We start from the raw sequence: 22,663 nt of genomic DNA, 5'->3' as shown, positions 1-22,663 counted from the left end.
GCCTCAGCGGCGCGCCACGAGGGCAGCGCGGTTCGTCCAGTAGGTCTGCAGGCCCTGGGCGCGCAGCGCGTTCTCCACGTACTGCGGTGCGGCCCACTTCGCCACGTCGATGTCGTTGCGGATCAGCTTGTTGTCCTTGGTGAAGTCGATCGCGTCGTCGTACTGGCTGAGCAGGAAGGCGTCCACGCGCGGGTTGAAGGCTTCCTTGAGCGAGACGCCGTCGTAGTCGTCCTTGAAGGCCTGGTAGGGCATGCCCGAGAGCGTCCAGATGCGGTAGGCCTCGTCGCGGTTGGCCTCCTGGCCCAGCCAGTGGGCGGCTTTCACCAGGCCGTTGGCGATGCGCTGCGTGGCGTCGGGGTACTGCTTCTCGAAGGTCTCGCTCACCAGGATGCCGCCGAAGCCCGAGGCTTTCGCGCCCTGGTCCTTGGACGAATAGAACACCTTGCCCACGCCCTTGTCGCGCAGGGTCAGCAGGCTGCTGGAGCCCACCGCCGCGTCCACGCTGCCGGCGCTCAGGGCCGCGAGCTGGTCGGCGGTCTTGAGGTCGACCAGCTGGATGTCGCGCAGCGTCAGGCCGTTGTCCTGCAGGGCCTTGAGCAGCGCCCAGTGCAGCACCGTGCCCTTGGCCACCGCCACCTTGCGGCCCTTGAGGTCCTTGAACGAGTTGACCTCCAGGTCCTTGCGGGCCAGCCCGAAGACGGTGGTGTAGCCGTAGGACGCGAGGATGCGCGTGGGCAGGCCGCCGGCCTTGCCGATGATGTTGGGCAGCGAGCCGTACTGCGCGACGTCGAGCCGGTTGTTGGCGATGGCCTCGTTGATCGCAGGACCGGTGCCGGTGAAATACTCGAAGCTGAGCTTCACGGGCGTGCCCTTGAACTCGTCGGCGATGAAGCCCTTGCCCTGCGCGATGGCGAGCAAGGCCACGCCGTGGGGCTGGCCGAAGCCCTGGCCGAAACCGCCGAAGCGGATGGTCTCGGGCTGGGCCTGCGCGTGGGCGCCGAAAGCGGCGGTGGCGGCGAGCGCGAAGGCCGCCAGGTGTTTCCAGAAAGTCATGGTGGGTTCTCGTGGGATAGGGAAGATTCAGTGCGCGCGCCGCAGCAGTTCAAAACTCGCATCGAGCGCGGCGGTGGGCTGGCGGTCCTTGCCCCAGCCGACGGCGCGGCGGTAGCTGCCGATCCATTGCCGCACCTCGGTGCCCTCCTCGGCCACGGTGACGGCGTGGTCCGCCACCGGCGCGACGTACAGCGCATCGGTCGGGCAGTACAGCTCGCACATGAAGCAGGTCTGGCAGTCCGACTGGCGCGCGATGCGCGGGATGCCGCCGGGCACCGCCTCGAACACCTGCGTGGGGCAGGCGCTCACACAGATGTTGCAGCCGGTGCAGCGTTCGGGGCTGACGATTTCGATCATGCGGCGAGCCTTTCAAGGTCCAGATTGACCGGTTGGCGAACGGTTTGCGGGCGCACCCAGACCTCGTCCAGGCCGCCGCTGACGAGACGGTGCCGCTGGCCCAGGTCCAGGCCGGCGTGGTCCTGCCGGCGGGCCATGCCGCGCGTCTCGGTGCGCTGCAGGGCGCTGCGGTACATCCAGCGCGAGGTGCGCAGCATTGCGCACGGCCTCGCGTGCGCGCACCGCCTGCTGCAGGCTCGGCGCGCTGGCGTGGCGCACGCGCGCCCACTGGGCGTCGAGCCGCTGCAGCGAGTCTTCCAGCAGGTCGGCGCGGCGCGTCCAGTTGCGTTCGTAGGGGAACACCTCGGCCTGCACCGCGCGCACCAGTTCTTCCGGGTCCCAGGCCGGGGCCCCGCCTTCCTGGATACCGGCGGTGCCCGCACGGTGCAGGCGGCGCCTGGCCAGGCTGCGCGCGCCATGGCTGAAATCGGCCGCGCCCGCGCCGGCCCAGAAACCGGACGACATGGCCCAGGCCGCGTTGTGGCTGCCGCCGCCGGTGAAGGCGCCGCAGATCAGCTCGCGAGTGGCGGCGTCGCCGGCCGCGTACAGGCCGGGCACCGAGGTCGCGCAGTCGTCGCCGATCACGTGCAGGCCGCCGGTGCCGCGCACCGTGCCTTCCAGCCGCAGGGCCACCGGAAAGTGGTCCTTGAACGGGTCGATGCCCTGGCGGTCGAAGGACACGAAGAAATTGGGCTGCGCGTGGCGCATCCAGGCGCGGATCTCGGCGTCGGCCCGGTCCAGACAGGCGAACACCGGCTGCGTCTGCAGCGTGCGCGCGATCACGCTGCGGCCGCGCGACGAGCCCGCGCCCTCGATGCGCAGCGCCGTCGCGGTCGTAAAAGGTGGCCCAGTTGTAGAACAGGGACTTGGTGACGGAGGAGAACGAAGGCCCCAGACCGTAGGCGTTGGAGAACTCCATGCCCGAGAGCTCGGCGCCGACTTCGGCGCCCATCAGGTAACCGTCGCCGGTGAGCACGTTGCAGCCCAGCGCCCGGCTCAGGAAGGCGCAGCCGCCGGTGGTGATCACCACCGCGCCGGCCCGCGCCACCCAGGTCTCACCCGTGGTGCGCGTGAGGCCGGTGGCGCCGGCCACATCGCCGTTCTCGTCGGTCAGCAGCTCCAGCGCCGGGCTGTGGTCGAGGACGCGGGCACCCGACTCCTTCACCTTCTTGCGCATCAGGCGCATGTACTCCGGCCCCTGCAGCGAGGTGCGCTGCAGCTGGCCTTCGGTGTCGATCGGGAAGGGGTAGCCCCATTCCGTGAGCGTCTCGGTGTTGAGCCAGGTTTGTTCGAGCACACGGTCCATCCAGGCGTGCTCGGCCAGTTCACCGCCCATGGCGTAGCGGCTGGCCTTGGCCTTCTCGCGCGCGGCCGCGTCGCGCGGCACGTGCCACAGGCCGGTGCCCGAGGGCGCGGTGGCGCCGGAGGTGCCGCAGAAGCCCTTCTCCACCAGGGTCACGCTGGCGCCGCGCGCGGGCGGCCGCGATGGCCGCCCAGGCGCCCGCCGGCCCGCCCCCGATCACCAGGACATCGGTCTCGATCTGCTGCTGCCCGGCGGCATCGCTCAACAGCGGGGGAAGAAAGGCCACGTTGCGCCATCGTCTGCTCTCCAACAAATGTGTTCAGAGGAGGCAGTCTAGGAACGGGTCAGCGCATCAACAACGATCGATTCCGAGTTTCCATATGCGAAAAAAAGCAGCCGCGCCGCGGCCGCCGCTCAGATCAGCGCTTCGGACGGCAGCACGTGCACGCCCGGCGCCGCCGCCAGCGCGGCCTGCAGCAGGTGGTGCGCGATGCGCTCGGCCGGCACCACGCGGTAGCGCCGCGGCAGCAGGGGCTGCACGCCACGCGAGACCAGCACCGCCAGCCGCTCCAGAGGCCGGCTCTGCGCCCGCTGGCCGTCGATCAGACCCGGGCGCACCAGCGTGAGCGAGGGGTAGCCCACGGCCTGCAGGTCGCGCTCGACCTCGCCCTTGGTGCGCGAATAGAACACGCGCGAACGCGCATCGGCCCCCAGCGCGGAGTTCAGGGCGAAGGCCCGCGCGCCATGGCGGCGCGCGAGGTAGGCCACCTCCAGCGGGTGGTCGTGGTCCACCTTGTAGAAAGCGGCCTGCGAGCCCGCCGCGCGGATGGTGGTGCCCAGGGTGCAGATCACCGCATCCACCCGCCACCACTCGGCGTCTTCGGGCAGGCGCTCGAAGTCCACCACGGGGTTGAGCAGTTTGGGGTGTGGGGCCAGCGGCTGGCGGGTCGGCGCGACCACGCGTTCCACGGCGGGGTCGGCCAGGGCCTGTCGCAGCACATGGCTGCCCACCAGACCGGTGGCGCCCACCAGCATCAGTTGTTTCATACCGTCGTTTTTCTTGTCGCCGGATCGGCGGGGGTTGGCGCGCATGGTCCCTGCGCGGCCCGCTCGCGTCAAACGGAATTACATGGCGACACATCCCCGCCCCCGCGGGCGGGCGGCGGCTCAGTTGAGCGCGCGGCGCAGTTCCTGCAGGCGCTGGGCGATGGCGTCGCGGTCCAGCGTGTCGTCGGCGTGTTCCACGTAGGTTTCCAGGTCGCCCACGGCCAGGCGCACGTCGCCCATCTCGGCCCAGGCCAGGCCCCGGTCGCGGTACTCGATCCAGGCGTCGGGCAACAGGATGAGCAGGCGGTCCAGCACGGCGATCAGGCGCAGCCAGTCTTCCTGCGTGCGGTGGATTTCCTTGAGGTTGCGCAGCAGGCGCGCCAGGATCTCGCGCGGCGTGGCGGCCTGCAGGTACAGGCCCACCGGCACGTCGAAGTCGTCCACCAGGCCGTTGCGGCGCTTGTAGGGCTCCAGCCGTTCCGAGAGGTCCTCGCGGCTGAGCGACTGGCCGGTGAAGGGGTCGATCACCACCTGGCCATTGGGCAGGTTGACCTTGACCATGAAGTGGCCGGGAAAGTTGACGCCACGCGCCTTCAGGCCCAGGCCCTGGGCCAGCTCCAGCCAGAGCACGGCCAGCGTGATGGGAATGCCCCGGCGCGTGCGCAGCACGGCGTTGAGAAAGCTGTTGTCGGGGTCGTAGTAGTTGTTGACGTTACCGCCGAACCCCATGTCGCGGAAGAAGAACTGGTTGAGCGTGCGCAGCCGCTGCAGCGGCCCGGCGTCGGCGGCGCAGCGCCGGCGCACGCGCGCGAGCATCTGATCCACATCGCCCAGCACCTGCTGCACGTCGAGGTCGGGGTATTCGTCCTGGGCCACGGCCGTGGCCGCCTCGAACAGGGGCAAAGCCTCGTCGTCGCCCACCAGGGCGGCAAAGTAGCCCAGGGGGGTCGGCGCGGGGTATTCGTACGCGGTCGGCATGGTGGGGAATCCGGTTTCCGCAGATTACGTCATTTTCTGACGAACTGCCTCAGGTTCAACCCCGCCAGCAGCAGCGTGAGGAAATAGACCAACATCCCCGCCCAGCACGCACAGCGTGAGCAGGCCCACGCGCTGCAGGGCCTGGCCTTCGAAGCCCAGCCAGTTGAAGCGCGCCGCCACCCACATCAGGAACACCGCCAGCAAGGCGCTGGCCGCCAGCACCTGCATGCCGAAGCGGGCCCAGCCCGGTGACGGTTTGTAAGCGCCCCGGCGGATCAGCCCCACCAGCAGGAACAGGGCATTGACCATGGCGCCGATGCCGATCGCCAGCGCCAGCCCGGCGTGGGCCAGCCGGGGCACCAGCAGGACGTTGAGCACCTGGGTGAGCACCAGCACGCCAATGGCGATCTTCACCGGCGTGCGGATGTCCTGCCGCGCGTAGAAGCCCGGCGCCAGCACCTTGATCGCGACCAGGCCGATCAGGCCGGCGCCGTAGCCCATCAGGGCGGTGGCGGTGCGCTGCACGTCGGCACCGGTGAACGCCCCGTAGTGGTACAGCACGGCCACCAGGGGGTGGGCGAAGGTGAGCAGCGCCACCGCGCAGGGCACGGCCAGCAGCACCACCAGGCGCAGGCCCCAGTCGAGCAGGCCGCTGTAGCGGTCCGCGTCGTCGGACGCCTTGGCCGCCGCCAGCTGCGGCAGCAGCACCACGCCCAGCGCCACGCCCAGCATGGCGGTGGGGAATTCCATCAGGCGGTCGGCGTAGGTCAGCCAGCTCACGCTGCCGGCGCCCAGGTGCGAGGCGATCTGGGTGTTGATCAGCAGGGAGATCTGCGCCACGCTCACGCCCAGCAGCGCCGGCAGCATGAGGGTGGTCACCCGGCGGGTGCCGGGGTGGTGCCAGGCGGTTTTCAGCGCCGACCAGCGCAGGCTCACGCGCGGCAGCAGGCCCAGCCGGCGCAACGCCGGGATCTGCGCGCCCAGCTGCAGGGTGCCGCCCAGCAGCACGCCCCCGGCCATGGCGTAGATGGGCTCGATGCCCAGCGAAGCGAACCAGGGCGCGCCCCAGCCGGCGGCGGCGATCATGGCCACGTTGAGCAGCACCGGCGTGGCCGCCGGCACCGCGAAACGTTTCCAGGTGTTCAGAATGCCGGCCGACAGCGCCACGAAGGACATGAAGGCGATGTAGGGGAACATCCAGCGCGTCATGAACACGGCGGCGTCGAAGCCGGGGTCGTCCAGGCCGCTGGCCATGGCCCAGACCAGCACCGGCGCGCCCACCACGCCCAGCACGCAAGTGGCGGTGAGCGCCCAGGCCAGCACGGTGGCGATCTGGTTCACCAGCACCCGGGTGGCGTCGTCGCCCTCTTTTTCCCGCACGCCGGCCAGCACCGGCACGAACGCCTGGCTGAACGCGCCCTCGGCGAACAGCCGGCGCAGCAGGTTGGGGATGCGGAAAGCGACGTTGAAGGCGTCGGTCAGCGCGCTGGCGCCGAAGGTCGCCGCCATCAGCAGTTCGCGCACCAGGCCGGTGATGCGGGACGCCAGCGTGAGCAGCGAAACGAGGGAGGCGGACTTGAAAAGGGTCACGCGGCGAGTGTAACGACCGGGATCGCCCCCTCCCCCCGCCCGGCCGGCCACCCTTGCCAGCCCGGCAGGCCGTGCTAAAATCGCGGGCTTTGCTGGCATCATCCCCAAACACCGAAGGAACTCACCATGGCAACCAAGCCGAAGAAAAAGAACCCCCGCCTGGCGTCTGGCCGCAAACGCGTGCGCCAGGACGTCAAGATCAATGCAGCCAACACCTCGCTGCGCTCCAAATACCGCACCGCCGTCAAGAACGTTGAAAAAGCCGTTCTGACCGGTGACAAAGCCAAGGCGACCGAACTGTTCGCCAAGATGCAGAAAGTCGTCGACATCGTCGCCGACAAGGGCATCTTCCACAAGAACAAGGCCGCGCGCGACAAGAGCCGCCTGTCGGCCAAAGTCAAGGGTCTCGCAGCAGCCGCTGCCTGAACCCGCCCCGGTCTGGCCCCGCCAGACCACCAGCCCGGGCCCCCAAGGCCTGCCGTTTGAAACGGGTGCGCTGCCAGCAAAAGCAAAAAAGCCGTCGCAAGACGGCTTTTTTGTTGCCCGCGCCAAAAGCGGGGGGATCAGGTCTTGGACGGGGGATCGGGGAGGAGGCAGGCCTCGACCACCTGCAGGCCGTTGTCGCGCGCGAAGTTCATGCAGAAGTCCCAGGCCATGGGCTCGGCCTCGCGCAGGTCCGCATGCACCACCACGCACTTGATGCCGTTGATGTTGTTGGGCACGCACCAGGGGGAGTAGCTCAGGTGGCTGCCGGGGGTGGCGCCCCCGGGGCGGAACGAGCTCATCACCCCGGCCAGGCGCTCGGCCCAGTCACTGGGTCGGAACGTGCGGCCGTCCTTCGTGACACCCTGGATGAAAACTTGTTTGGCTGTCGGTGAAACCATCGGGGGGAGAGGCCTTCGGATGGAGGGCTCGACTGGAAGAATGCCGCCGCCGGACCGAGGATCGCTCGCCGGGGCAGGAGGCAGGTATTCTATCTTATATAAGACTTGGAACGAGGGATAACCCGGACCCGCTAGCGTACACCGGGCGCATTTCAGCGATGCCCAACAAGCAATGATGATGCCCGCCCGCTGCCCCTAAAATCGCGCTTCAACGGCTCAACCTTCGTTGAGCCGCTTTCTTTTTGGCCCTTCCCACCGGAGTCCCTGCATGAACGCCGCCCTCAAGCCCGTCGCCTCGCCCCACGTGATGAACACCTACGGCCGCCTGCCGATCGCGATGTCACACGGCCGAGGCGTGCGCCTGTGGGACACCAACGGCAAGGAGTACCTGGACGCGCTGGGCGGCATCGCCGTCAACACCCTGGGCCACGGCCACCCCAAACTGGTGCCCGCTCTGCAGGACCAGATCGCCAAGCTGATCCACTCCAGCAACTACTACCACGTGCCTGACCAGGAACACCTCGCGCAGATGCTGGTGGAGCGCTCGGGCATGACCAACGTGTTCTTCTGCAGCACCGGCCTGGAAGCCAACGAGGCCGCGCTCAAGCTGGCGCGCAAGTACGGCCACGACAAGGGCATCGAGCGCCCCGAGATCGTGGTCTACGAGAAAGCCTTCCACGGCCGTTCCATCGCCACCCTCTCGGCCACCGGCAACCCCAAGGTGCAGGCCGGCTTCGGCCCGCTGGTCGAAGGCTTCATCCGCGTGCCGCTCAACGACATCGAGTCGCTGAAGAAGGCCACCGCCGGCAACCCCAACGTGGTCGCCGTGTTCTTCGAGACCATCCAGGGCGAAGGCGGCGTGAACCCGATGCGCTCGCAGTACCTGAAGGACGTGCGCGCCCTGTGCGACGCCAACGACTGGCTGCTGATGATCGACGAAGTGCAGTGCGGCATGGGCCGCACCGGCAAGTGGTTCGCCCACCAGTGGGCCGGCATCGTGCCCGACGTGATGCCGCTGGCCAAGGGCCTGGGCTCGGGCGTGCCGATCGGCGCGGTCGTGGCCGGCCCCAAGGCCGCCAACATCTTCCAGCCCGGCAACCACGGCACCACCTTCGGTGGCAACCCGCCTGGCCATGCGCGCCGGGGTCGAGACCATCCGCATCATGGAAGAGGAAGGCCTGCTGGAGAACGCCGCCCGCGTGGGCCAGCACCTGCGCACCGTGCTGGAAAAGGACCTGATCGGCAAGGCCGGCGTGAAGGAGATCCGCGGCCAGGGCCTGATGATCGGCATCGAGCTCACCAAGCCCTGCGGCGTGATCACCCAGCGCGCCGCCGACGCCGGCCTGCTGCTCTCGGTCACGGCCGACAGCGTGATCCGCATGGTGCCCCCGCTGATCATGACCACGGCCGAGGCCGACGAGGTGGCCGCCATCCTGCTGCCGCTGATCCACGCCTTCCTGGCCGAATGAGCGCCGCCCCCGCCATGACGATCCCGCACTACCTGCAGTTCAAGGACCTCGACGCCGCCACCTACGCCTACCTGTTCGAGCGCGCGGCCTTCATCAAGCGCAAGTTCAAGGCGGTCGAGAAGTACCAGCCCTTCGCCGACCCCGACCGCACCCTGGCCATGATCTTCGAGAAGGCCAGCACGCGCACCCGCGTGAGCTTCGAGGCCGGCATGTACCAGATGGGCGGCTCGGTGGTGCACCTGACCACCGGCGACAGCCAGCTCGGCCGCGCCGAGCCCATCGAGGACAGCGCGCGCGTGATCAGCCGCATGGTCGACATCGTGATGATCCGCACCTTCGAGCAGAGCAAGATCGAAGCCTTCGCGGCGCACTCGCGCGTGCCGGTCATCAACGGCCTGACCAACGAGTTCCACCCCTGCCAGATCCTGGCCGACATCTTCACGTTCATCGAGCGGCGCGGCTCCATCCAGGGCAAGGTCGTGGCCTGGGTCGGTGACGGCAACAACATCGCCAACACCTGGCTGCAGGCCGCCGAATTGCTGGGCTTCACGGTGCACGTGAGCACCCCCAGCGGCTACGAGGTGGACCCGGTGCTCGCCGGCATCCGCAACCCGGACTGCTACAAGGTTTTCAAGGACCCGCTCGAAGCCTGCGCGGGCGCCCACCTCGTCACCACCGACGTGTGGACCAGCATGGGCTTCGAGGCCGAAAACGAGGTGCGGCGCGCCGCCTTCAAGCGCTGGTGCGTGGACGAAGCCATGATGCGCACCGCCCAGCCCGACGCCCTCTTCATGCACTGCCTGCCCGCGCACCGGGGCGAAGAGGTCAGCGCCGAGGTGATCGACGGCCCGCAGTCCGTCGTCTGGGACGAGGCCGAGAACCGCATGCACGTCCAGAAGGCCCTGATGGAGTACCTGCTGCTCGGCCGCCTGGCCTGATGCAAGCCCTGCTCGACGCCATCGCGCGCCTCGAACCCGCCGCCGAGGCGCGGCGGGTCTTCCACGGCCGGGGCGGCCTGCACCCGGGCTGCGAGCAGTGGGCGCTGGACGCCTTTCCCCCGGTCTGGGTGCTGACCAGCTTCCAACCCGTGAACGAGGCCACGCTGGCCGTGTTGCACACCGCGCTGACCGAACGTTGGACCCAGGTGGCGCCCGGCGAACCGCTGAACTGGGTCTTCCAGTGCCGGCACGACAGCCAGACCGAAACCCGCCTGATGGCCGGCGCCGTGCCCGAACCCCACGTGGTGAGCGAGCGCGGCGCGCGCTTCCTGGTGCACGTGCTCAAGGGCCAGAACCACGGCCTGTTCCTGGACATGGCCGAAGGCCGCCAATGGGTGCGCGAGCATGCCGACAAACAAAAGGTGCTGAACCTGTTCGCCTACACCTGCGCCTTCTCGGTGGTGGCGCTGCAGGGCGGCGCGAAACAGGTGGTCAACGTGGACATGAGCGGCGGCGCCATCGCCATCGGCCAGCAGAACCACCCGCTCAACGGCCTCGCGGGCGGCGCCAGCTTCCTCGCGCACGACATCTTCAAGACCTGGGGCAAGATCACCCGCGGCGGCCCCTACGGCCTGGTCATCGTCGACCCGCCGAGCTTCCAGAAGGGCAGCTTCGTCGCCACCAAGGACTACCAGCGCCTGATGCGCCGCCTGCCCGACCTGCTGCTGCCCGGCGGCCGGGTGCTGCTCTGCCTCAACGCGCCCGAGCTCGACACCGCCTTCCTGCGGCAGCAGATGCAGGAAGCCGCGCCCGAGCTGGTGTTCGAACAGCGCCTGCCCAACCCCGAGGCCTTTGCCGACGCCTCGCCCGAGCGCGCGCTCAAGGTGCTGGTCTACCGCGCGCCGGCGCTCGCGCCTCGGGTTCCATGAGCGCCTGCACCAGTTGCGGCGCCTGCTGCGCCTGTTTCCGGGTCGATTTCTCCGTTCACGAGCTGGACGAGATGGGCGGCTGCGTGCCTGGCGGGCTGGCGGTCGAGGTCACCGAGCACACCGCCCGCCTGCGCGGCACCGACCATTCGCCGCCCCGCTGCGCCGCCCTCACCGGCAAGGTGGGCCAGAAGGCGGTCTGCGGCATCTACGAATGGCGGCCTTCGCCTTGCCGCGAGTTCGAGGAAGGCAGCGACGCCTGCGCGCGCGCCCGCCAGCGCCACGGCCTGCCGGCGCTTATTTGATTCAAGCCTCAACTATTTTCCGGGTCTGTTGGCAATAACCGACACCACGGAATTTTTCAGGGTGCTACCTTCCATGCACCATGAAACAGCTCTGGGACATCTCTCCGCCGGTGCACGCCGGCGCCCCGGTTTTTCCGGGTGACACCGCCTACACCCAGGAGTGGGCCGCCACCATCGGCCCGGGCTGCCCGGTCAACGTCAGCGCCATCACGCTCTCGCCCCACGTGGGCGCGCACGCCGACGCGCCGCTGCACTACGACGCCGACGGCGCCGCCATCGGCCATGTGCCGCTCGACGCCTTCCTCGGCCCTTGCCGCGTGATCCATGCCATCGGCTGCGGCCCGCTGGTCAGGCCCGAACACATCGCGCACGCGCTCACCGACCTTCCCCAGCGCGTGCTCGTGCGCGTGTACGAACACCAGCCGCAGGACCGCTTCGACGACGCCCTGCCCGCCTTCGCGCCCGACACCGTGGAACAACTCGCCGACCTCGGCGTGCTGCTCATCGGCATCGACAGCGCCAGCATCGACCCCGCCAGCAGCAAGACGCTCGACAGCCACCAGACCATCCGCCGGCGCGGCCTGCGCGTGCTGGAAAACCTGCTGCTCGACGGCGTGCCCGAAGGCGACTACGAACTCATCGCCCTGCCCCTCAAACTCACCACCGCCGACGCCAGCCCCGTGCGCGCCGTGCTGCGCCAACTGCCATGAACAACGCCCCCACCCTCGCCGACTGCCGCGCGCTCGACGCGCAAGACCCGCTGCGCGCCCTGCGCGACCTCTTCTTCATTCCCGAGGGCACCATCTACCTCGACGGCAACTCGCTCGGCGTGATGCCGCGCAGCGCCCCCGCGCGCGTGGCCGAGGTGGTGACGCAGGAATGGGGCACCGACCTCATCCAGAGCTGGAACAAGCACGGCTGGTTCGCCCAGCCGAAGAAGGTGGGCGACAAGATCGCGCGCCTCATCGGCGCCGAGCCCGGCACCGTGGTCGCCACCGACAGCACCTCGGTCAACCTCTTCAAGGTGCTCTCGGCCGCGATGGACCTCGCCAGCGTCGACCACCCCAAGCGCCGGCGCATCGTGAGCGAGCGCAGCAACTTCCCCACCGACCTCTACATCGCCGAAGCCCTGTGCCAGCAGCACGGTTTCGAGCTGATGCTGGTGGAGCCCGAAGAAATCCCCGCCGCCCTCACGCCCGAGGTGGCCGTGCTCATGCTCACCCACGTGAACTACCGCACCGGCGCCATGCACGACATGCCCGCCATCACCGCCGCCGCGCACGCCACCGGCGCGCTCATGCTGTGGGACCTCGCGCACAGCGCGGGCGCCGTGCCAGTGGACCTGACCGGCGCGGGCGCCGACTACGCCGTGGGTTGCGGCTACAAGTACCTCAACGGCGGCCCGGGCGCGCCGGCCTTCGTGTGGGTCAACCCGCGCCACGCCGACCGCTTCTGGCAGCCCCTGGCCGGCTGGTGGGGCCACGCCACGCCCTTCGAGTTCACGCCCGACTACCGGCCCGCGCCCGGCATCACGCGCTACCAGTGCGGCACCCAGCCCATGATCAGCCTGGCCGCGCTCGAATGCGGCGTGGACACCCTGCTCGCCGCCGAAGCCCATGGCGGCATGGCCGCGCTGCGCACCAAGTCGCTCGCGCTCACCGACCTCTTCATCGAACTCGTGGACGAACGCTGCCAGGGCCACGGCATCGGCCTGGCGACGCCGCTCGACCCGGCCGAGCGCGGCTCGCAGGTCTGCCTCACGAAGGACGAAGGCGCCTACGCCATCGTGCAGGCCCTCATCGCGCGCGGCGTGGTGGGCGACTTCCGCGCGGGCGATGGCCAGCGCCACAAAGACATCCTGCGCTTCGGCTTCACGCCCCTCTACATCGGCTTCGAAGACGTGTGGAACGCCGCCGACGAGCTGCGCCAGGTGCTGGAGACCGGCGAGTGGCGGCGCGCCGAATTCAACACCAAACACGCGGTGACCTGAGCATGTGCCCGCACCACACCGATCCGGCCTCGAAGCCCGAAGACATCGTGCACGAGGAAGGCGCGCAACTCGACTTCAGCCGCGACATGAGCTACGGCGACTACCTGCAGCTCGACGCCATCCTCAACGCGCAGAAACCGCTCTCGCCCGCGCACGACGAAATGCTCTTCATCGTGCAGCACCAGACCAGCGAACTCTGGATGAAGCTCATGCTGCACGAGCTGCGCGCCGCCATTCACAGCATCGCGAAAGACGAGCTGCAACCTGCTTTCAAGATGCTCGCGCGCACCTCGAAGATCATGGAACAGCTGGTGCACGCCTGGGACGTGCTCGCCACCATGACCCCGCCCGAATACAGCGCGCTGCGGCCCTACCTCGCGCAGTCCAGCGGCTTCCAGAGCCACCAGTACCGCTGCATCGAATTCGCCATGGGCAACAAGAACGCGGCCATGCTCAAGCCGCACGCCCACAGCCCCGAGCGCATGGCCGTCGTGCAGGCCGCCTACGAAGCGCCATCGCTCTACGACGAAGCCCTGCGCCTGCTCGCGCGGCGCGGCCTGGCCGTGCCCGCCAGCCACACGCAGCGCGACTGGACCCAGCCCTACGAAGCCAGCGACGCCGTCGAGCAGGCCTGGTTGCAGGTGTACCGCAACCCCAAGGACCATTGGGACCTGTACCAGCTCGGCGAAAAACTCACCGACCTGGAAGACGCCTTCCGCCTCTGGCGCTTCCGGCACGTGACCACGGTGGAACGCGTGATCGGTTTCAAGCGCGGCACCGGTGGCACCGGCGGCGTGAGCTACCTGCGCAAGATGCTGGACGTGGTGCTGTTCCCAGAGATCTGGCGTTTGCGCACCGACCTCTGAAACGCGTCCCTCACGCCTTCGCGCCCGCTTCGGCCGCGGCCAGGCGGTACAGGATCTGCCGCATCATCAGCCCCGGTTTGTCCGGCGCGAAGTTCAGGTCGAACTGCGGCTCGCTGTCGTTGCGCACCACATCCATGATCCACTCCAGCGCGTCCACGTCTTCCTGGTAGGCCTTGGTCGACGCGCTGTGCAGGTGTTCGTCGATGGCGGTGTCGTCCAGCTGGAAGTTGCGGCTGCAGAACCACCAGTAGTGGATCGAGTGGTTCGTCTCGGGCGTGAAGATGTGGCTGATGTTGAAGCGGTAGGTGCGCGGCTGCCCGCTCGGGTCGCGGTTGTCCACGATGCGCGCGTACGCCGTGTGCAGCGCGGGCGAGACGAAGCGCGCGTCCGAGAACCGGTCCACCGGCTGGCCCGTCAGGCCCGTGGGCATCGCGTACACGCCGGGCGGCGGTGAGTCGCGCAGCTCGCGGTCGATGATCACCATGCCGCCCTCCTCGCGCACCTTCAGCCGCGAGCGCGCGTACTCCGGCGTGCCGATGGCGCCCGGGTGCAGGAACGGGAAATGCGTCTGGTCCAGCAGGTTCTCGTGCATGCGCACGTAGTCGGATTTCAGGTGGAAGCCGCCGCTGACCGTCTTCCACTCGGGACTGCCCAGCCAGCCGGTGTCGGGCACCAGGGACTCGTCCGCGTGGTCGGCGTCGCCCATCCAGATCCAGATCAGCGTGCCGCGCTCCACCGTGGGAAAACTGCGCACGTTGGCGTTCGTCGGCACGATGGGCATGGCCGGCATGTGCACGCAGCGGCCCGAGGGGTCGAACCGCATGCCGTGGTAGCCGCACATGAGCACGTCGCCCACCAGCTGGCCCTTGGCCAGCGGAAACGAGCGGTGCGGGCAGCGGTTGCGCACCGCCACCGGCTCACCGGCCAGCGTGCGGTACAGCGCCACGTCCACCCCCAGCAGGCGGCGGCTGATGATCTCGCGCGTCACCTCGCTGGCCAGCGCGGCCACGTACCAGCAGTTGCGCACCAGCGGCGTGGTGTGGTCGGCGAAGCCGCCCGGCACGAACTCGCGCGAGGGTTCCACTTCGAACTCGGCGGGGCGTTCAACGATCATGTCCATGGGATGTCTTTCCAGCGTTCAGGCGTCCAGCACGAGCGACGGGCCGCGCGCGCGCGACACGCAGATGCACAGCGATTCGTCGGCGGCCTTCTCTTCGGGGGTGAGGTAGTGGTCGTGGTGTTCGATGCCGCCCTCGGCTTTCACCACCGGCAAGGGGCACAGGCCACATTCGCCGCGCCGGCAGTCCCACAACACGGGCACGCCCTCGGCCAGCAGGGCATCGAGGATGCTCACGTCGCTGCCCACCTGCACGGTCTTGCCCGTGCGCTGCAGGTGCACGCTGAAGGGCCGGGCGTCGCCCGAGATCGCGGCGGTGAAGCGCTCGCTGCGCACCCGCTCCGGTGCCCAGCCGAGCGCGGCAGCCGCTTCATGTGTGGCATCGATCATCGGCTTGGGGCCGCACACGTACACGGCGGTGCCCGCCGGCTGGGCCCGCAGCAGCGCCTGCAGGTCTGGCGTGCCCTGCGCGTCGCTGTGGTGGAAGCGCACGCGCTCGCCCGCGAGTTGCGCCAGTTCGCCGCGGTAGGCCATGCCGGCGGCCTCGCGGCCGGCGTAGAACACGCGGTAGTCGCAGCGGCGGCGGGCCAGGCTGCGCACCATCGAGAAGATGGGCGTGATGCCGATGCCGCCCGCGATCAGCAACACGTTCTGGTCGCGCCGGTCGAGCGGGAAGTTGTTCACCGGCGGCCCGACCCGCAGGCGCGTGCCCACCTCGAACGTGGCATGGATGTGCGCCGAGCCCCGGGCATGGTCCTCGCGCTGCACCGCGATGCGGTAGGTGTGGCGCGCATCGTCGTCCAGCGTCGCGCCGCCCACCAGCGAGTAGTGGCGCACGATCAGCCCGCGCTCGGGCGAGACCGTGTGCAGCGCGATGTGCGACCCGGCGGCATACGACGGCAGCGGGCTGCCGTCCACCCGGGTCAACTGGAACTCGCGCACCCGGTCGGTCAGCTGCCGCACGGCGCTGACCTGCACGTCGAAGTTGGGCCGTGCCATGGTCCAAGCCTCAGTCGAGCTTGATGCCGGACTTCTGGATCAACGGGCCCCAGGCCGCCACCTCCTGCTCCATCAGCTTGCCCATCTCGGCGGGCGACATGGTGTAAGGCTCGTAGGTGAACAGCGTCAGCTTGCTGCGCATGTCCGGCGTCTGCATCACCTTGGCGATGGCCTCGTTGAGCTTGCGCAGCGATGTCCCTGGGTGTGCCCTTGGGCGCGAGCAGGCCGTTCCACCCGCCCACCGCCCACGGCGCGGGCGCGCCGGTTTCGGCGGCGGTCGGCACCTTGTCGTAACCCGCGATGCGCGTGGGCGCGGCGGCGGCCAGGAAACGCACCTTGCCCGCCTGCAGCATCGCGCCGGCCGAGGCTGCCGAGCCGATCGCCCAGTCCAGCTCGCCATTCGGCGACGCCGGTGTAGAGCTGCGAAGACTCCTTGTACGGCACGTGCGTCATGCGCGTGCCCGTGGCCGACTCCAGCATCAGGCCGCCCAGGTGCGCCGGGCTGCGCCACGCCCCAGGAGCCATACGTCACGCCATCGGGCTTGGCCTTGGCGCTGGCGATCAGGTCGCCCATGCTCTGCCACTTGGAGGCCGTGGGCACCACGACGAAAAAGTAGTTGCGCACCAGCGGCGTGACGGGCTCGAAGTCTTGCGTGGCGCTGTAGGGCAGCTTGTTGAACAGGTGCGGCTGCGTGCCGATGTGAAAGCTGTCCATGTGCACCAGCGTGTAGCCGTCCGCCGGCGCCAGGCGCGCTGCCTGGAAGGCCACGAAACCGCTCGCGCCCGGCTTGTTCTCGATCAGCACCGGCTGCCCCAGCACCGGCCCCAATTTCTCGGCCAGGTTGCGCAAGAGCACGTCCGGCCCCTGGCCCGCCGGGAACGGCGTGACGATCCGGATCGGCCGGGCCGGGTAGCCGCTCTGCGCCAGCGCGGCACCGGGCAGCAGGTGGACGGCGGCGCCCGCCAGCAACGCGCCGAGGAACTGGTGTCTCTTCATGTCTGTCTCCTGGGATTCGAATGGGGCAGGCGAATTTTATTGATCTGAATCAAAGATAATTGAACTCAATTTTGGTTATCACTTGACTCTTTAAAGAACAAATGGACACCACCACCCACATCCGCACCTTCGTCGAGGTCGTGCGCTGCGGCGGCTTCTCCGAAGCCGCGCGGCAGCTCGGTGTGGTGCCCTCGGTGGTCGCGAACGCATCGCCCAGCTGGAGGCCGAACTGCAGGCCCGGCTGTTCGAGCGCACCACGCGCAAGGTGACGCTGACCGAAGCCGGCGAAAGGCTGCACCTGCGCGCGGCCGGCGTGGTGGCCGAGTTCGAGGACCTGCTGCACGCCGTGCGGCGCGACGAAGGCAAACCCGAAGGCCACCTGCGCGTGATGGCCCCCACCACACTCACCATGGAGCAGCTCGGCGACGTGTTCTGCGCCTTCCTCGCCACGCACCCGCGCATCACGCTGGAGCTGTCGCTGGTCGACCGCTCCACCAACCCGGCCGAAGCCGGCTTCGACCTCGCCATCAGCGGGCGCGCCGCCAGCTACGAAGGCGTGGTGGACGTGCCGCTGTGCCCCGTGCAACCAGTGCTGTGCGCGGCGCCGGCGTACCTGAAAGAACGCGGCACCCCCACGCACCCGCGCGACCTCGCAGACCATGCCTGCATCGCCTTCGCGCCTACCGGCACCAGCTGGGCCTTTCAGAGCGCGCGCGGCGTGGTGACGGTCGACGTGCACCCGCGCCTGCTCGCCGACGACAACCGCACCGTGCTGCGCGCCACGCTGCAAGGCCTGGGCGTGGCGCTGCTGCCGCGCTACATCGCGGGGGCCGAGCTGGCGAAAGGCACGCTGGTGCCCTTGTTGCCCAAACACGAGCCGCAGGAAAACTGGTTCAAGGCCTATGTGCCGCGCCGCAAGATGGGCACGGCGCGGGTGAAGGCGCTGCTGGAATTTCTTCAGGAGAACTGGGCGGGCGGGTCGCTGTAGCTCGCACTGGGCGAGCGAGCGGCATCGTGTCTGTCATCGGCCCCGTGATCCAGAAACGCAAACCCATTGCAAGCCGCCACAAAACTCTTCGCGGCATCTTGCCGGCCAAAGCCATAGACCGGCACATCGGCTTCACGGGCGCGGGTGACCACGCCCGTGTAGTCGCTGTCCGATGACACGATGCAGAAACCATCCACCTTGCGTTGTGGGGCGAGCAGCATTTCCATCATGTCCATGATCAACGCGGAGTCGCTGGCGTTCTTGCCGTGGCGGTAGTGGAACTGTTGCACCGGCCGGATCACGTTGGCCTCCAGCACCTTGCGCCAGGAAGCGACGTGCGGGTTGGTCCAGTCGGCGTACGCGCGGCGGATGAGCAGGTGGCCGCGTTCGGCCGCCAGCTTCATCACGGGTTCGCAGCATGTCCAGCTCATGTTCTCGGCGTCGATCAGCAACGCGAGTCGGAGCGGTCGGGGGAAAAAGAACGGTGCTTGCTTCATGGGCCTTCCTGTTGCGATGAGTTCCACCACCACCCTTTTGAGGTGGCGGTGGCCCGAACAGGTTGGCGTACCGAGACAGCTTGCACCATCGGCGAGACTTGCGTCTCCCCATCCGGGCCACCATAAACAGGAAAGCACAGACGAAGAAGATGATGGCCGCAACGCCGAAACATTGCAGCCATCTCAAAACGCAAGCTGTCAGCAGGACGCCAATCCTGATCGCACTTTTGTACGACGAAAGAAGTATAGCTTCGGCGTTCAGCGCCGCCGATACGCCCCGCAGTGTTTTCCCGTCCACTTCTTGAACGCGCGCTGAAAGGTCGGGCTGTCGCTGAAGCCGAGCTCGCTCGCCAGCTGCACCAGCGACACGCGCGATGACGACAGGCGCGAGATCGCGAGGTCGCGCCGCAGGTCGTCCTTGAGCCATTGCAGCGAGGTGTGTTCGGCCGAGAGGTGCCGCTGCAGGCTCGATGGTGAGGTGTGCAGGTGTTCGGCCACGGCCTCCAGCGAGGGCCATTGCGGGTAGCTGCGCATGAGGTGGTTGCGCACCCGCTGCGCCACGGCCCCGAAGTCGCGCGGCGGCGAAATGACCTGCGTGTACGCGTCGGTGAGGAACACGCGCAGGGCCGGCTCGTCGCGGCTCACCGGGGTGTCCAGTTCCTTGGCCTTGAACCAGAAACCGAAAGCCGCCTGCCCGTAGCGCCGGGGCGCGGGGAACACGAGGTTGTAGCCCTCCTGGCCGTCGGGCTCGGGGTAGCTGAAGTCGAAGTGCGTGATGGGCAGCGGCGCGTTCAGCAGCCAGGCGGCCAGGCGCCAGAGCACGCGCACCATGGTCTCCTGCGCGAACACGGGCGTGGCGTGGTCGGGGGCGATGGTCTGCATGTGCAGGCCGGCTTCGTCGCCGTTGACCTGCAGCGAGAAAAAGATGTCGTCCTGCAGCAGGTTGAGCGCCGCGCTCATGCGCTTGAGCGCGCGCCGCAGGTCGTGCGCGGACAGGCCTTCGCGCGCCGTCAGCGCGAAGCTGCCGGGCTTGAACGGGCGCGAGAACAGGCCCATGCATTCGTCCTTCATGTCGTTGAGCAGCGCATAAAAAAGCGCGACGTACTGCATGGGCGTGACGCCCTGGTGGCCGGGTTGGCGCAGGGCATGCGGGTCCACCCCGACTTGACGTAGATAGCCATCCATGTTCATGCCCCGGCTTTCCGGCCCGGAGAGCATGCCGAACACGAAAACAGGGGCAATGAAGGCCCCCGGGTTTTCCCGAGGTTTTCGCTGTTTGAGGTCTTTTGCCATGGTTTCAGGGTGTTCGGCTATCGCTAGGAAATGGGTCGAAGCCTAGCATCTGCCCCGTCTTCCAACCAATTTTTCGGGGCCGCCGCCCCGCCGCACAAAGGACCGTTCATGAAGCAAGACGTGTATGTCGTGGGGGTCGGCATGGTGCCGTTCACCAAACCCGGGGCGAGCGAGCCCTATCCGCAGATGGCGGCCAAGGCGGTGAACGCCGCGCTGCGCGACGCGGGCCTGGACTACGCCAAGGTGCAGCAGGCCTATGTGGGCTATGTGTACGGCGACTCCACCGCCGGCCAGCGCGCGCTGTACGAGGTGGGCATGACGGGCATTCCCGTCGTGAACGTGAACAACAACTGCTCCACCGGTTCCACCGCGCTCTTTCTCGCGCGCCAGGCGGTGATGAGCGGCGCGGCCGACTGCGTGCTGGCGCTGGGCTTCGAGCAGATGAACCCGGGCGCCCTCGGCTCGGTGTTCAAGGACCGCGCGAGCGCCTTCGAGCGTTTCGACGACGCCACGGAAGAACTGGTGGGCCATGGCGAGATTCCGCTGGCGCTGCGCTACTTCGGCGGCGCGGGCCTGGCCCACATGCAGGAGTTCGGCACGCCGCTGAACACCTTCGCCAAGATCCGCGCCAAGGCGAGCCGCCACGCGTCGAACAACCCGCTGGCGCTGTTCCGCACCGTGGTGACGGAAGAAGAGGTGATGAACGCGCCGGTGATGTGGCCGGGTGTGATGACGCGCCTGATGGCCTGCCCGCCCACCTGCGGTTCGGCGGCGGCCATCGTCTGCTCGGAGGCCTTCGCAAAGAAGCATGGCCTGAACACGGCCGTGCGCATCCGCGCTCAGGCCATGACGACGGACGGCCCCGCCACTTTCGGCGCGAAGGACATGCGCGAAGTGGTGGGCTTCAGCATGGCCAAGGCCTGCGCCGAGCAGGTGTACGCCGAAGCCGGCCTGGGCCCGCGCGACGTGCAGGTGGTGGAACTGCACGACTGCTTCGCGCACAACGAGCTGCTGAGCTACGAGGCCCTGGGCCTGTGCGAACGCGGCGGCGCGCAGAAGTTCGTGGAAGACGGCGACAACACCTACGGCGGCCAGGTGGTCACCAACCCCTCGGGCGGTCTGCTCTCCAAGGGCCATCCACTGGGTGCGACCGGTCTGGCGCAGTGCACCGAGCTCGTGCAGCAACTGCGTTGGCCAGGCCGAGAAGCGCCAGGTGGAAGGCGCGCGCATCGCGCTGCAGCACAACCTGGGCCTGGGTGGCGCCTGCGTGGTGACGATGTACGAAAAGGTGGCCGCATGATCGACAAGAAATTCATCGGCTATCAGCTCAAGCCTTCGGTGCTCACGGTGGACCGCACGCGCCTGCAGTTCTTCGCCAAGGCGATTGGCGAGAAGAACCCGGTCTACGTGGACCCGGCCGCCGCGAAGGCCGCCGGCTACGCCGACGTGCCGGCACCGCCCACCTTCCTGTTCGCGGCCGAGCTGGACAGCGGGGCCAACGACCAGCTGCTGGCCGACCTGGACATTCCGCTGGCCAAGCTGCTGCACGGCGAGCAGTCGTTCCGCTACCTCCGGCCGGTGTGCGCGGGCGACACGGTGACCGTGCAATCGACCATCACCGACATCTACGACAAGAAGGGCGGCAAGCTGGAATTCGCCGTCAAGGACTCCAGGGTGACCAACCAGCGCGAGGAACTCGTCGCCGAGCTGCGCACCGTGCTCGTGGTCCGCCACTGAAAGGGAAGAGAACACCATGACCGCATCGATCAAGGTCGGCGACCGCCTGCCCGCCCTGCAACTCCCGCCGGTGGACCGCGCCACGCTCGCGCTCTTCGGCGGCGCCTCGGGCGACCACAACCCCATCCACATCGACCTGGACTTCGCGCGCCGCTCGGGCATGCCCGACGTGTTCGCGCAGGGCATGTTGGGCATGGCCTGGGTGGGCCGGCTCATCACGCAATGGGCGCCGCAGTCGCGCCTGCGCCGGTACGACGCGCGCTTCGCCGGCATCACCCACCTGGGCAACGCCATCACCTGCAGCGGCGAGGTGGTGGAGCTGATGGACCTCGACGGCGAGGCCTGCGCGCGCGTGGCCGTGAGCTCTTCCAACCAATACGGCCAGAACAAGATCGTCGGCGAGGCCATCGTCGCGCTCGCCTGAACAACGCATTCAAGACAGCAAGAGGAAACAACGCAATGACGAAGAAACTCGACGGCAAGGTGGCCCTGATCACGGGCTCGGGGCGCGGCATCGGCCGTGAAATCGCCCTCAAGCTCGCCCAGGACGGCGCGCGCCTGGTGATCAACGACCTCGACGCCGATCCGGCGCAGGAGACCGTGGAGGCCATCAAGGCCCTGGGCGGCGAGGCCGTGGCCTGCGTGGGCAGCGTGACCGCGCCCGATTTTTCGGAGCGCTTCATCGGCACCGCCGTGGAGAACTTCAAGGGCCTGGACATCATCGTCAACAACGCCGGCTACACCTGGGACAACGTGATCCAGAAGATGACCGACGAGCAGTGGTACGCCATCATGGACTGCCACCTCACCGCGCCCTTCCGCATCCTGCGCGCGGCGCAGCCGGTGATCCGCGCCCTCTCCAAGGCCGAGACGGACAGCGGCGTGCGCAAGGTGCGCAAGGTGGTGAACATCTCGTCCATGGCCGGTGTGTTCGGCAACGTGGGCCAGACCAACTACTCGGCGGCCAAGGCCGGCATCATGGGCCTGACGCAGGCGCTGGCCAAGGAATGGGGCCGCATGAACGTGACGGTGAACTGCGTGGCCTTCGGCCTCATCAAGACGCGGCTGACCGGCAGCACCGCCGACGGCGCCACCACGAACATCGACGGGCGCGACATCAAGGTGGGCGTGAACCCCGGCCTGCTGTCGATGATGGAGCAGACCATTCCCCTGGGCCGGGGCGGCACACCGGAAGAAGCCGCGGGCTCGGTGTACCTGTTCTGCATCCCCGAGTCGGACTACGTCAGCGGCCAGACGCTGATCTGCTCCGGCGGCCTCACGGGCATGTGA

Annotated in this window: 23 protein-coding genes and 6 pseudogenes; 14 read left to right on the top strand and 15 right to left on the bottom strand. The window is 68.5% G+C overall.

The window, feature by feature from the left end:
• Positions 1-3: 3 nt before the first annotated feature.
• The 7 genes and pseudogenes from ACFJGX_RS12105 to murJ form a co-directional block, all read right to left on the bottom strand.
• Complete coding sequence (locus ACFJGX_RS12105; protein ID WP_382328461.1) at positions 4-1,053, bottom strand: ABC transporter substrate-binding protein; 1,050 nt, start codon at positions 1,051-1,053, stop codon at positions 4-6.
• A gap of 27 nt (positions 1,054-1,080) precedes the next feature.
• Positions 1,081-1,410: a 4Fe-4S binding protein gene (locus ACFJGX_RS12100; protein ID WP_382156127.1), complete on the bottom strand. Its 330-nt coding sequence runs from the start codon at positions 1,408-1,410 to the stop codon at positions 1,081-1,083.
• Between the two features lie 12 nt (positions 1,411-1,422).
• Positions 1,423-2,232, bottom strand: a complete 810-nt coding sequence (locus tag ACFJGX_RS12095; RefSeq protein ID WP_382328459.1) for a hypothetical protein — start codon at positions 2,230-2,232, stop codon at positions 1,423-1,425.
• A 187-nt stretch (positions 2,233-2,419) separates the two neighbouring features.
• Positions 2,420-2,899 (bottom strand): annotated as a pseudogene (locus ACFJGX_RS12090) (FAD-binding protein); the annotation flags it as partial.
• 267 nt (positions 2,900-3,166) lie between these two features.
• Entirely contained in the window at positions 3,167-3,799 is a 633-nt protein-coding gene (locus ACFJGX_RS12085; protein WP_382321081.1) for an NAD-dependent epimerase/dehydratase family protein, read from the bottom strand.
• Between the two features lie 120 nt (positions 3,800-3,919).
• Positions 3,920-4,777, bottom strand: coding sequence for a SirB1 family protein (locus ACFJGX_RS12080; RefSeq protein ID WP_291120952.1), 858 nt, complete (start codon positions 4,775-4,777; stop codon positions 3,920-3,922).
• 29 nt (positions 4,778-4,806) lie between these two features.
• Positions 4,807-6,367, bottom strand: a pseudogene (gene murJ, locus ACFJGX_RS12075) (murein biosynthesis integral membrane protein MurJ).
• Between the two features lie 126 nt (positions 6,368-6,493).
• Between murJ and rpsT the strand changes: the two are divergent.
• Positions 6,494-6,793 (top strand): 30S ribosomal protein S20, encoded by a 300-nt coding sequence (gene rpsT / locus ACFJGX_RS12070; RefSeq protein WP_291120948.1) that lies wholly within the window; start codon positions 6,494-6,496, stop codon positions 6,791-6,793.
• Positions 6,794-6,930: 137 nt separating this feature from the next.
• Here rpsT and ACFJGX_RS12065 read toward each other — a convergent pair whose 3' ends face one another.
• The gene (locus ACFJGX_RS12065; protein WP_382156119.1) at positions 6,931-7,251 is read right to left on the bottom strand and encodes a DUF3579 domain-containing protein; all 321 of its coding nucleotides are present in this window, start codon (positions 7,249-7,251) and stop codon (positions 6,931-6,933) included.
• Between the two features lie 268 nt (positions 7,252-7,519).
• Here ACFJGX_RS12065 and ACFJGX_RS12060 point away from each other — a divergent pair.
• The 7 genes and pseudogenes from ACFJGX_RS12060 (at position 7,520) to kynA (ending at position 13,745) form a co-directional block, all read left to right on the top strand.
• A pseudogene (locus tag ACFJGX_RS12060) lies at positions 7,520-8,720 on the top strand (aspartate aminotransferase family protein).
• Positions 8,717-9,658 carry an ornithine carbamoyltransferase gene (argF, locus tag ACFJGX_RS12055; protein WP_382328457.1) on the top strand — a complete coding sequence of 314 codons (942 nt, stop codon included), beginning with the start codon at positions 8,717-8,719 and terminating at the stop codon, positions 9,656-9,658. Before ACFJGX_RS12060 ends, argF begins: the two are co-directional and overlap by 4 nt.
• Positions 9,658-10,587, top strand: coding sequence for a class I SAM-dependent methyltransferase (locus ACFJGX_RS12050; RefSeq protein WP_382328455.1), 930 nt, complete (start codon positions 9,658-9,660; stop codon positions 10,585-10,587). Before argF ends, ACFJGX_RS12050 begins: the two co-directional genes overlap by 1 nt.
• Positions 10,584-10,889 (top strand): YkgJ family cysteine cluster protein, encoded by a 306-nt coding sequence (locus ACFJGX_RS12045; RefSeq protein WP_382321089.1) that lies wholly within the window; start codon positions 10,584-10,586, stop codon positions 10,887-10,889. Before ACFJGX_RS12050 ends, ACFJGX_RS12045 begins: the two co-directional genes overlap by 4 nt.
• 80 nt (positions 10,890-10,969) lie before the next feature.
• A complete protein-coding gene (gene kynB / locus ACFJGX_RS12040) occupies positions 10,970-11,599 on the top strand; it encodes an arylformamidase (protein ID WP_382321091.1) in 630 nt (209 codons plus the stop codon).
• Complete coding sequence (gene kynU / locus ACFJGX_RS12035; RefSeq protein WP_382328453.1) at positions 11,596-12,879, top strand: kynureninase; 1,284 nt, start codon at positions 11,596-11,598, stop codon at positions 12,877-12,879. The genes kynB and kynU overlap by 4 nt, the downstream gene beginning before the upstream one ends.
• Positions 12,880-12,881: 2 nt before the next feature.
• The gene (gene kynA / locus ACFJGX_RS12030) at positions 12,882-13,745 is read left to right on the top strand and encodes a tryptophan 2,3-dioxygenase (protein ID WP_382321093.1); all 864 of its coding nucleotides are present in this window, start codon (positions 12,882-12,884) and stop codon (positions 13,743-13,745) included.
• A gap of 10 nt (positions 13,746-13,755) precedes the next feature.
• Here kynA and ACFJGX_RS12025 read toward each other — a convergent pair whose 3' ends face one another.
• The 5 genes and pseudogenes from ACFJGX_RS12025 to ACFJGX_RS12005 all read right to left on the bottom strand — a co-directional run.
• Entirely contained in the window at positions 13,756-14,865 is a 1,110-nt protein-coding gene (locus ACFJGX_RS12025; protein WP_382328451.1) for a Rieske 2Fe-2S domain-containing protein, read from the bottom strand.
• Between the two features lie 18 nt (positions 14,866-14,883).
• Positions 14,884-15,861, bottom strand: a complete 978-nt coding sequence (locus ACFJGX_RS12020) for a PDR/VanB family oxidoreductase (RefSeq protein WP_382321096.1) — start codon at positions 15,859-15,861, stop codon at positions 14,884-14,886.
• 10 nt (positions 15,862-15,871) lie between these two features.
• On the bottom strand, positions 15,872-16,018 hold the full coding sequence (locus tag ACFJGX_RS12015) for a hypothetical protein (protein WP_382328678.1): 147 nt from the start codon (positions 16,016-16,018) through the stop codon (positions 15,872-15,874).
• 118 nt (positions 16,019-16,136) lie between these two features.
• Positions 16,137-16,214, bottom strand: a pseudogene (locus tag ACFJGX_RS12010) (hypothetical protein); the annotation flags it as partial.
• 215 nt (positions 16,215-16,429) lie between these two features.
• A pseudogene (locus ACFJGX_RS12005) lies at positions 16,430-16,858 on the bottom strand (Bug family tripartite tricarboxylate transporter substrate binding protein); the annotation flags it as partial.
• A 101-nt stretch (positions 16,859-16,959) separates the two neighbouring features.
• Here ACFJGX_RS12005 and ACFJGX_RS12000 point away from each other — a divergent pair.
• Positions 16,960-17,127: a LysR family transcriptional regulator gene (locus tag ACFJGX_RS12000; RefSeq protein ID WP_382328449.1), complete on the top strand. Its 168-nt coding sequence runs from the start codon at positions 16,960-16,962 to the stop codon at positions 17,125-17,127.
• Positions 17,067-17,846 (top strand): LysR family transcriptional regulator, encoded by a 780-nt coding sequence (locus ACFJGX_RS11995; protein WP_382328676.1) that lies wholly within the window; start codon positions 17,067-17,069, stop codon positions 17,844-17,846. The genes ACFJGX_RS12000 and ACFJGX_RS11995 overlap by 61 nt, the downstream gene beginning before the upstream one ends.
• Here the strand turns inward: ACFJGX_RS11995 and ACFJGX_RS11990 are convergent.
• Positions 17,816-18,373 carry an NYN domain-containing protein gene (locus tag ACFJGX_RS11990; protein ID WP_382321100.1) on the bottom strand — a complete coding sequence of 186 codons (558 nt, stop codon included), beginning with the start codon at positions 18,371-18,373 and terminating at the stop codon, positions 17,816-17,818. The genes ACFJGX_RS11995 and ACFJGX_RS11990 overlap by 31 nt on opposite strands.
• A gap of 228 nt (positions 18,374-18,601) precedes the next feature.
• Complete coding sequence (locus ACFJGX_RS11985; RefSeq protein WP_382328447.1) at positions 18,602-19,636, bottom strand: AraC family transcriptional regulator ligand-binding domain-containing protein; 1,035 nt, start codon at positions 19,634-19,636, stop codon at positions 18,602-18,604.
• Between the two features lie 108 nt (positions 19,637-19,744).
• Here ACFJGX_RS11985 and ACFJGX_RS11980 point away from each other — a divergent pair.
• The 4 genes and pseudogenes from ACFJGX_RS11980 (at position 19,745) to ACFJGX_RS11965 (ending at position 22,663) form a co-directional block, all read left to right on the top strand.
• Positions 19,745-20,936 (top strand): annotated as a pseudogene (locus ACFJGX_RS11980) (lipid-transfer protein).
• Positions 20,933-21,373, top strand: coding sequence for a MaoC family dehydratase N-terminal domain-containing protein (locus ACFJGX_RS11975; RefSeq protein ID WP_382321106.1), 441 nt, complete (start codon positions 20,933-20,935; stop codon positions 21,371-21,373). The pseudogene ACFJGX_RS11980 and the gene ACFJGX_RS11975 overlap by 4 nt, the downstream one beginning before the upstream one ends.
• 16 nt (positions 21,374-21,389) lie before the next feature.
• A complete protein-coding gene (locus tag ACFJGX_RS11970; protein WP_297397169.1) occupies positions 21,390-21,797 on the top strand; it encodes a MaoC family dehydratase in 408 nt (135 codons plus the stop codon).
• A 35-nt stretch (positions 21,798-21,832) separates the two neighbouring features.
• The gene (locus ACFJGX_RS11965; protein ID WP_382321109.1) at positions 21,833-22,663 is read left to right on the top strand and encodes an SDR family NAD(P)-dependent oxidoreductase; all 831 of its coding nucleotides are present in this window, start codon (positions 21,833-21,835) and stop codon (positions 22,661-22,663) included.

The organism is Hydrogenophaga sp. UC242_50 (assembly GCF_042697355.1).
Classification (GTDB): Bacteria; Pseudomonadota; Gammaproteobacteria; order Burkholderiales; family Burkholderiaceae_C; genus Hydrogenophaga.
This window is presented reverse-complemented; position numbering and strand designations above follow the sequence as displayed.

Coding starts and splice junctions, on each gene's coding strand:
- ACFJGX_RS12105 (WP_382328461.1), bottom strand. CDS start 1,053: ATGACTTTCTGGAAACACCTGGCGGCCTTCGCGCTCGCCGCCACCGCC.
- ACFJGX_RS12100 (WP_382156127.1), bottom strand. CDS start 1,410: ATGATCGAAATCGTCAGCCCCGAACGCTGCACCGGCTGCAACATCTGT.
- ACFJGX_RS12085 (WP_382321081.1), bottom strand. CDS start 3,799: ATGAAACAACTGATGCTGGTGGGCGCCACCGGTCTGGTGGGCAGCCAT.
- ACFJGX_RS12080 (WP_291120952.1), bottom strand. CDS start 4,777: ATGCCGACCGCGTACGAATACCCCGCGCCGACCCCCCTGGGCTACTTT.
- rpsT (WP_291120948.1), top strand. CDS start 6,494: ATGGCAACCAAGCCGAAGAAAAAGAACCCCCGCCTGGCGTCTGGCCGC.
- ACFJGX_RS12065 (WP_382156119.1), bottom strand. CDS start 7,251: ATGGTTTCACCGACAGCCAAACAAGTTTTCATCCAGGGTGTCACGAAG.
- argF (WP_382328457.1), top strand. CDS start 8,717: ATGAGCGCCGCCCCCGCCATGACGATCCCGCACTACCTGCAGTTCAAG.
- ACFJGX_RS12050 (WP_382328455.1), top strand. CDS start 9,658: ATGCAAGCCCTGCTCGACGCCATCGCGCGCCTCGAACCCGCCGCCGAG.
- ACFJGX_RS12045 (WP_382321089.1), top strand. CDS start 10,584: ATGAGCGCCTGCACCAGTTGCGGCGCCTGCTGCGCCTGTTTCCGGGTC.
- kynB (WP_382321091.1), top strand. CDS start 10,970: ATGAAACAGCTCTGGGACATCTCTCCGCCGGTGCACGCCGGCGCCCCG.
- kynU (WP_382328453.1), top strand. CDS start 11,596: ATGAACAACGCCCCCACCCTCGCCGACTGCCGCGCGCTCGACGCGCAA.
- kynA (WP_382321093.1), top strand. CDS start 12,882: ATGTGCCCGCACCACACCGATCCGGCCTCGAAGCCCGAAGACATCGTG.
- ACFJGX_RS12025 (WP_382328451.1), bottom strand. CDS start 14,865: ATGGACATGATCGTTGAACGCCCCGCCGAGTTCGAAGTGGAACCCTCG.
- ACFJGX_RS12020 (WP_382321096.1), bottom strand. CDS start 15,861: ATGGCACGGCCCAACTTCGACGTGCAGGTCAGCGCCGTGCGGCAGCTG.
- ACFJGX_RS12015 (WP_382328678.1), bottom strand. CDS start 16,018: ATGCAGACGCCGGACATGCGCAGCAAGCTGACGCTGTTCACCTACGAG.
- ACFJGX_RS12000 (WP_382328449.1), top strand. CDS start 16,960: ATGGACACCACCACCCACATCCGCACCTTCGTCGAGGTCGTGCGCTGC.
- ACFJGX_RS11985 (WP_382328447.1), bottom strand. CDS start 19,636: ATGGCAAAAGACCTCAAACAGCGAAAACCTCGGGAAAACCCGGGGGCC.
- ACFJGX_RS11975 (WP_382321106.1), top strand. CDS start 20,933: ATGATCGACAAGAAATTCATCGGCTATCAGCTCAAGCCTTCGGTGCTC.
- ACFJGX_RS11970 (WP_297397169.1), top strand. CDS start 21,390: ATGACCGCATCGATCAAGGTCGGCGACCGCCTGCCCGCCCTGCAACTC.
- ACFJGX_RS11965 (WP_382321109.1), top strand. CDS start 21,833: ATGACGAAGAAACTCGACGGCAAGGTGGCCCTGATCACGGGCTCGGGG.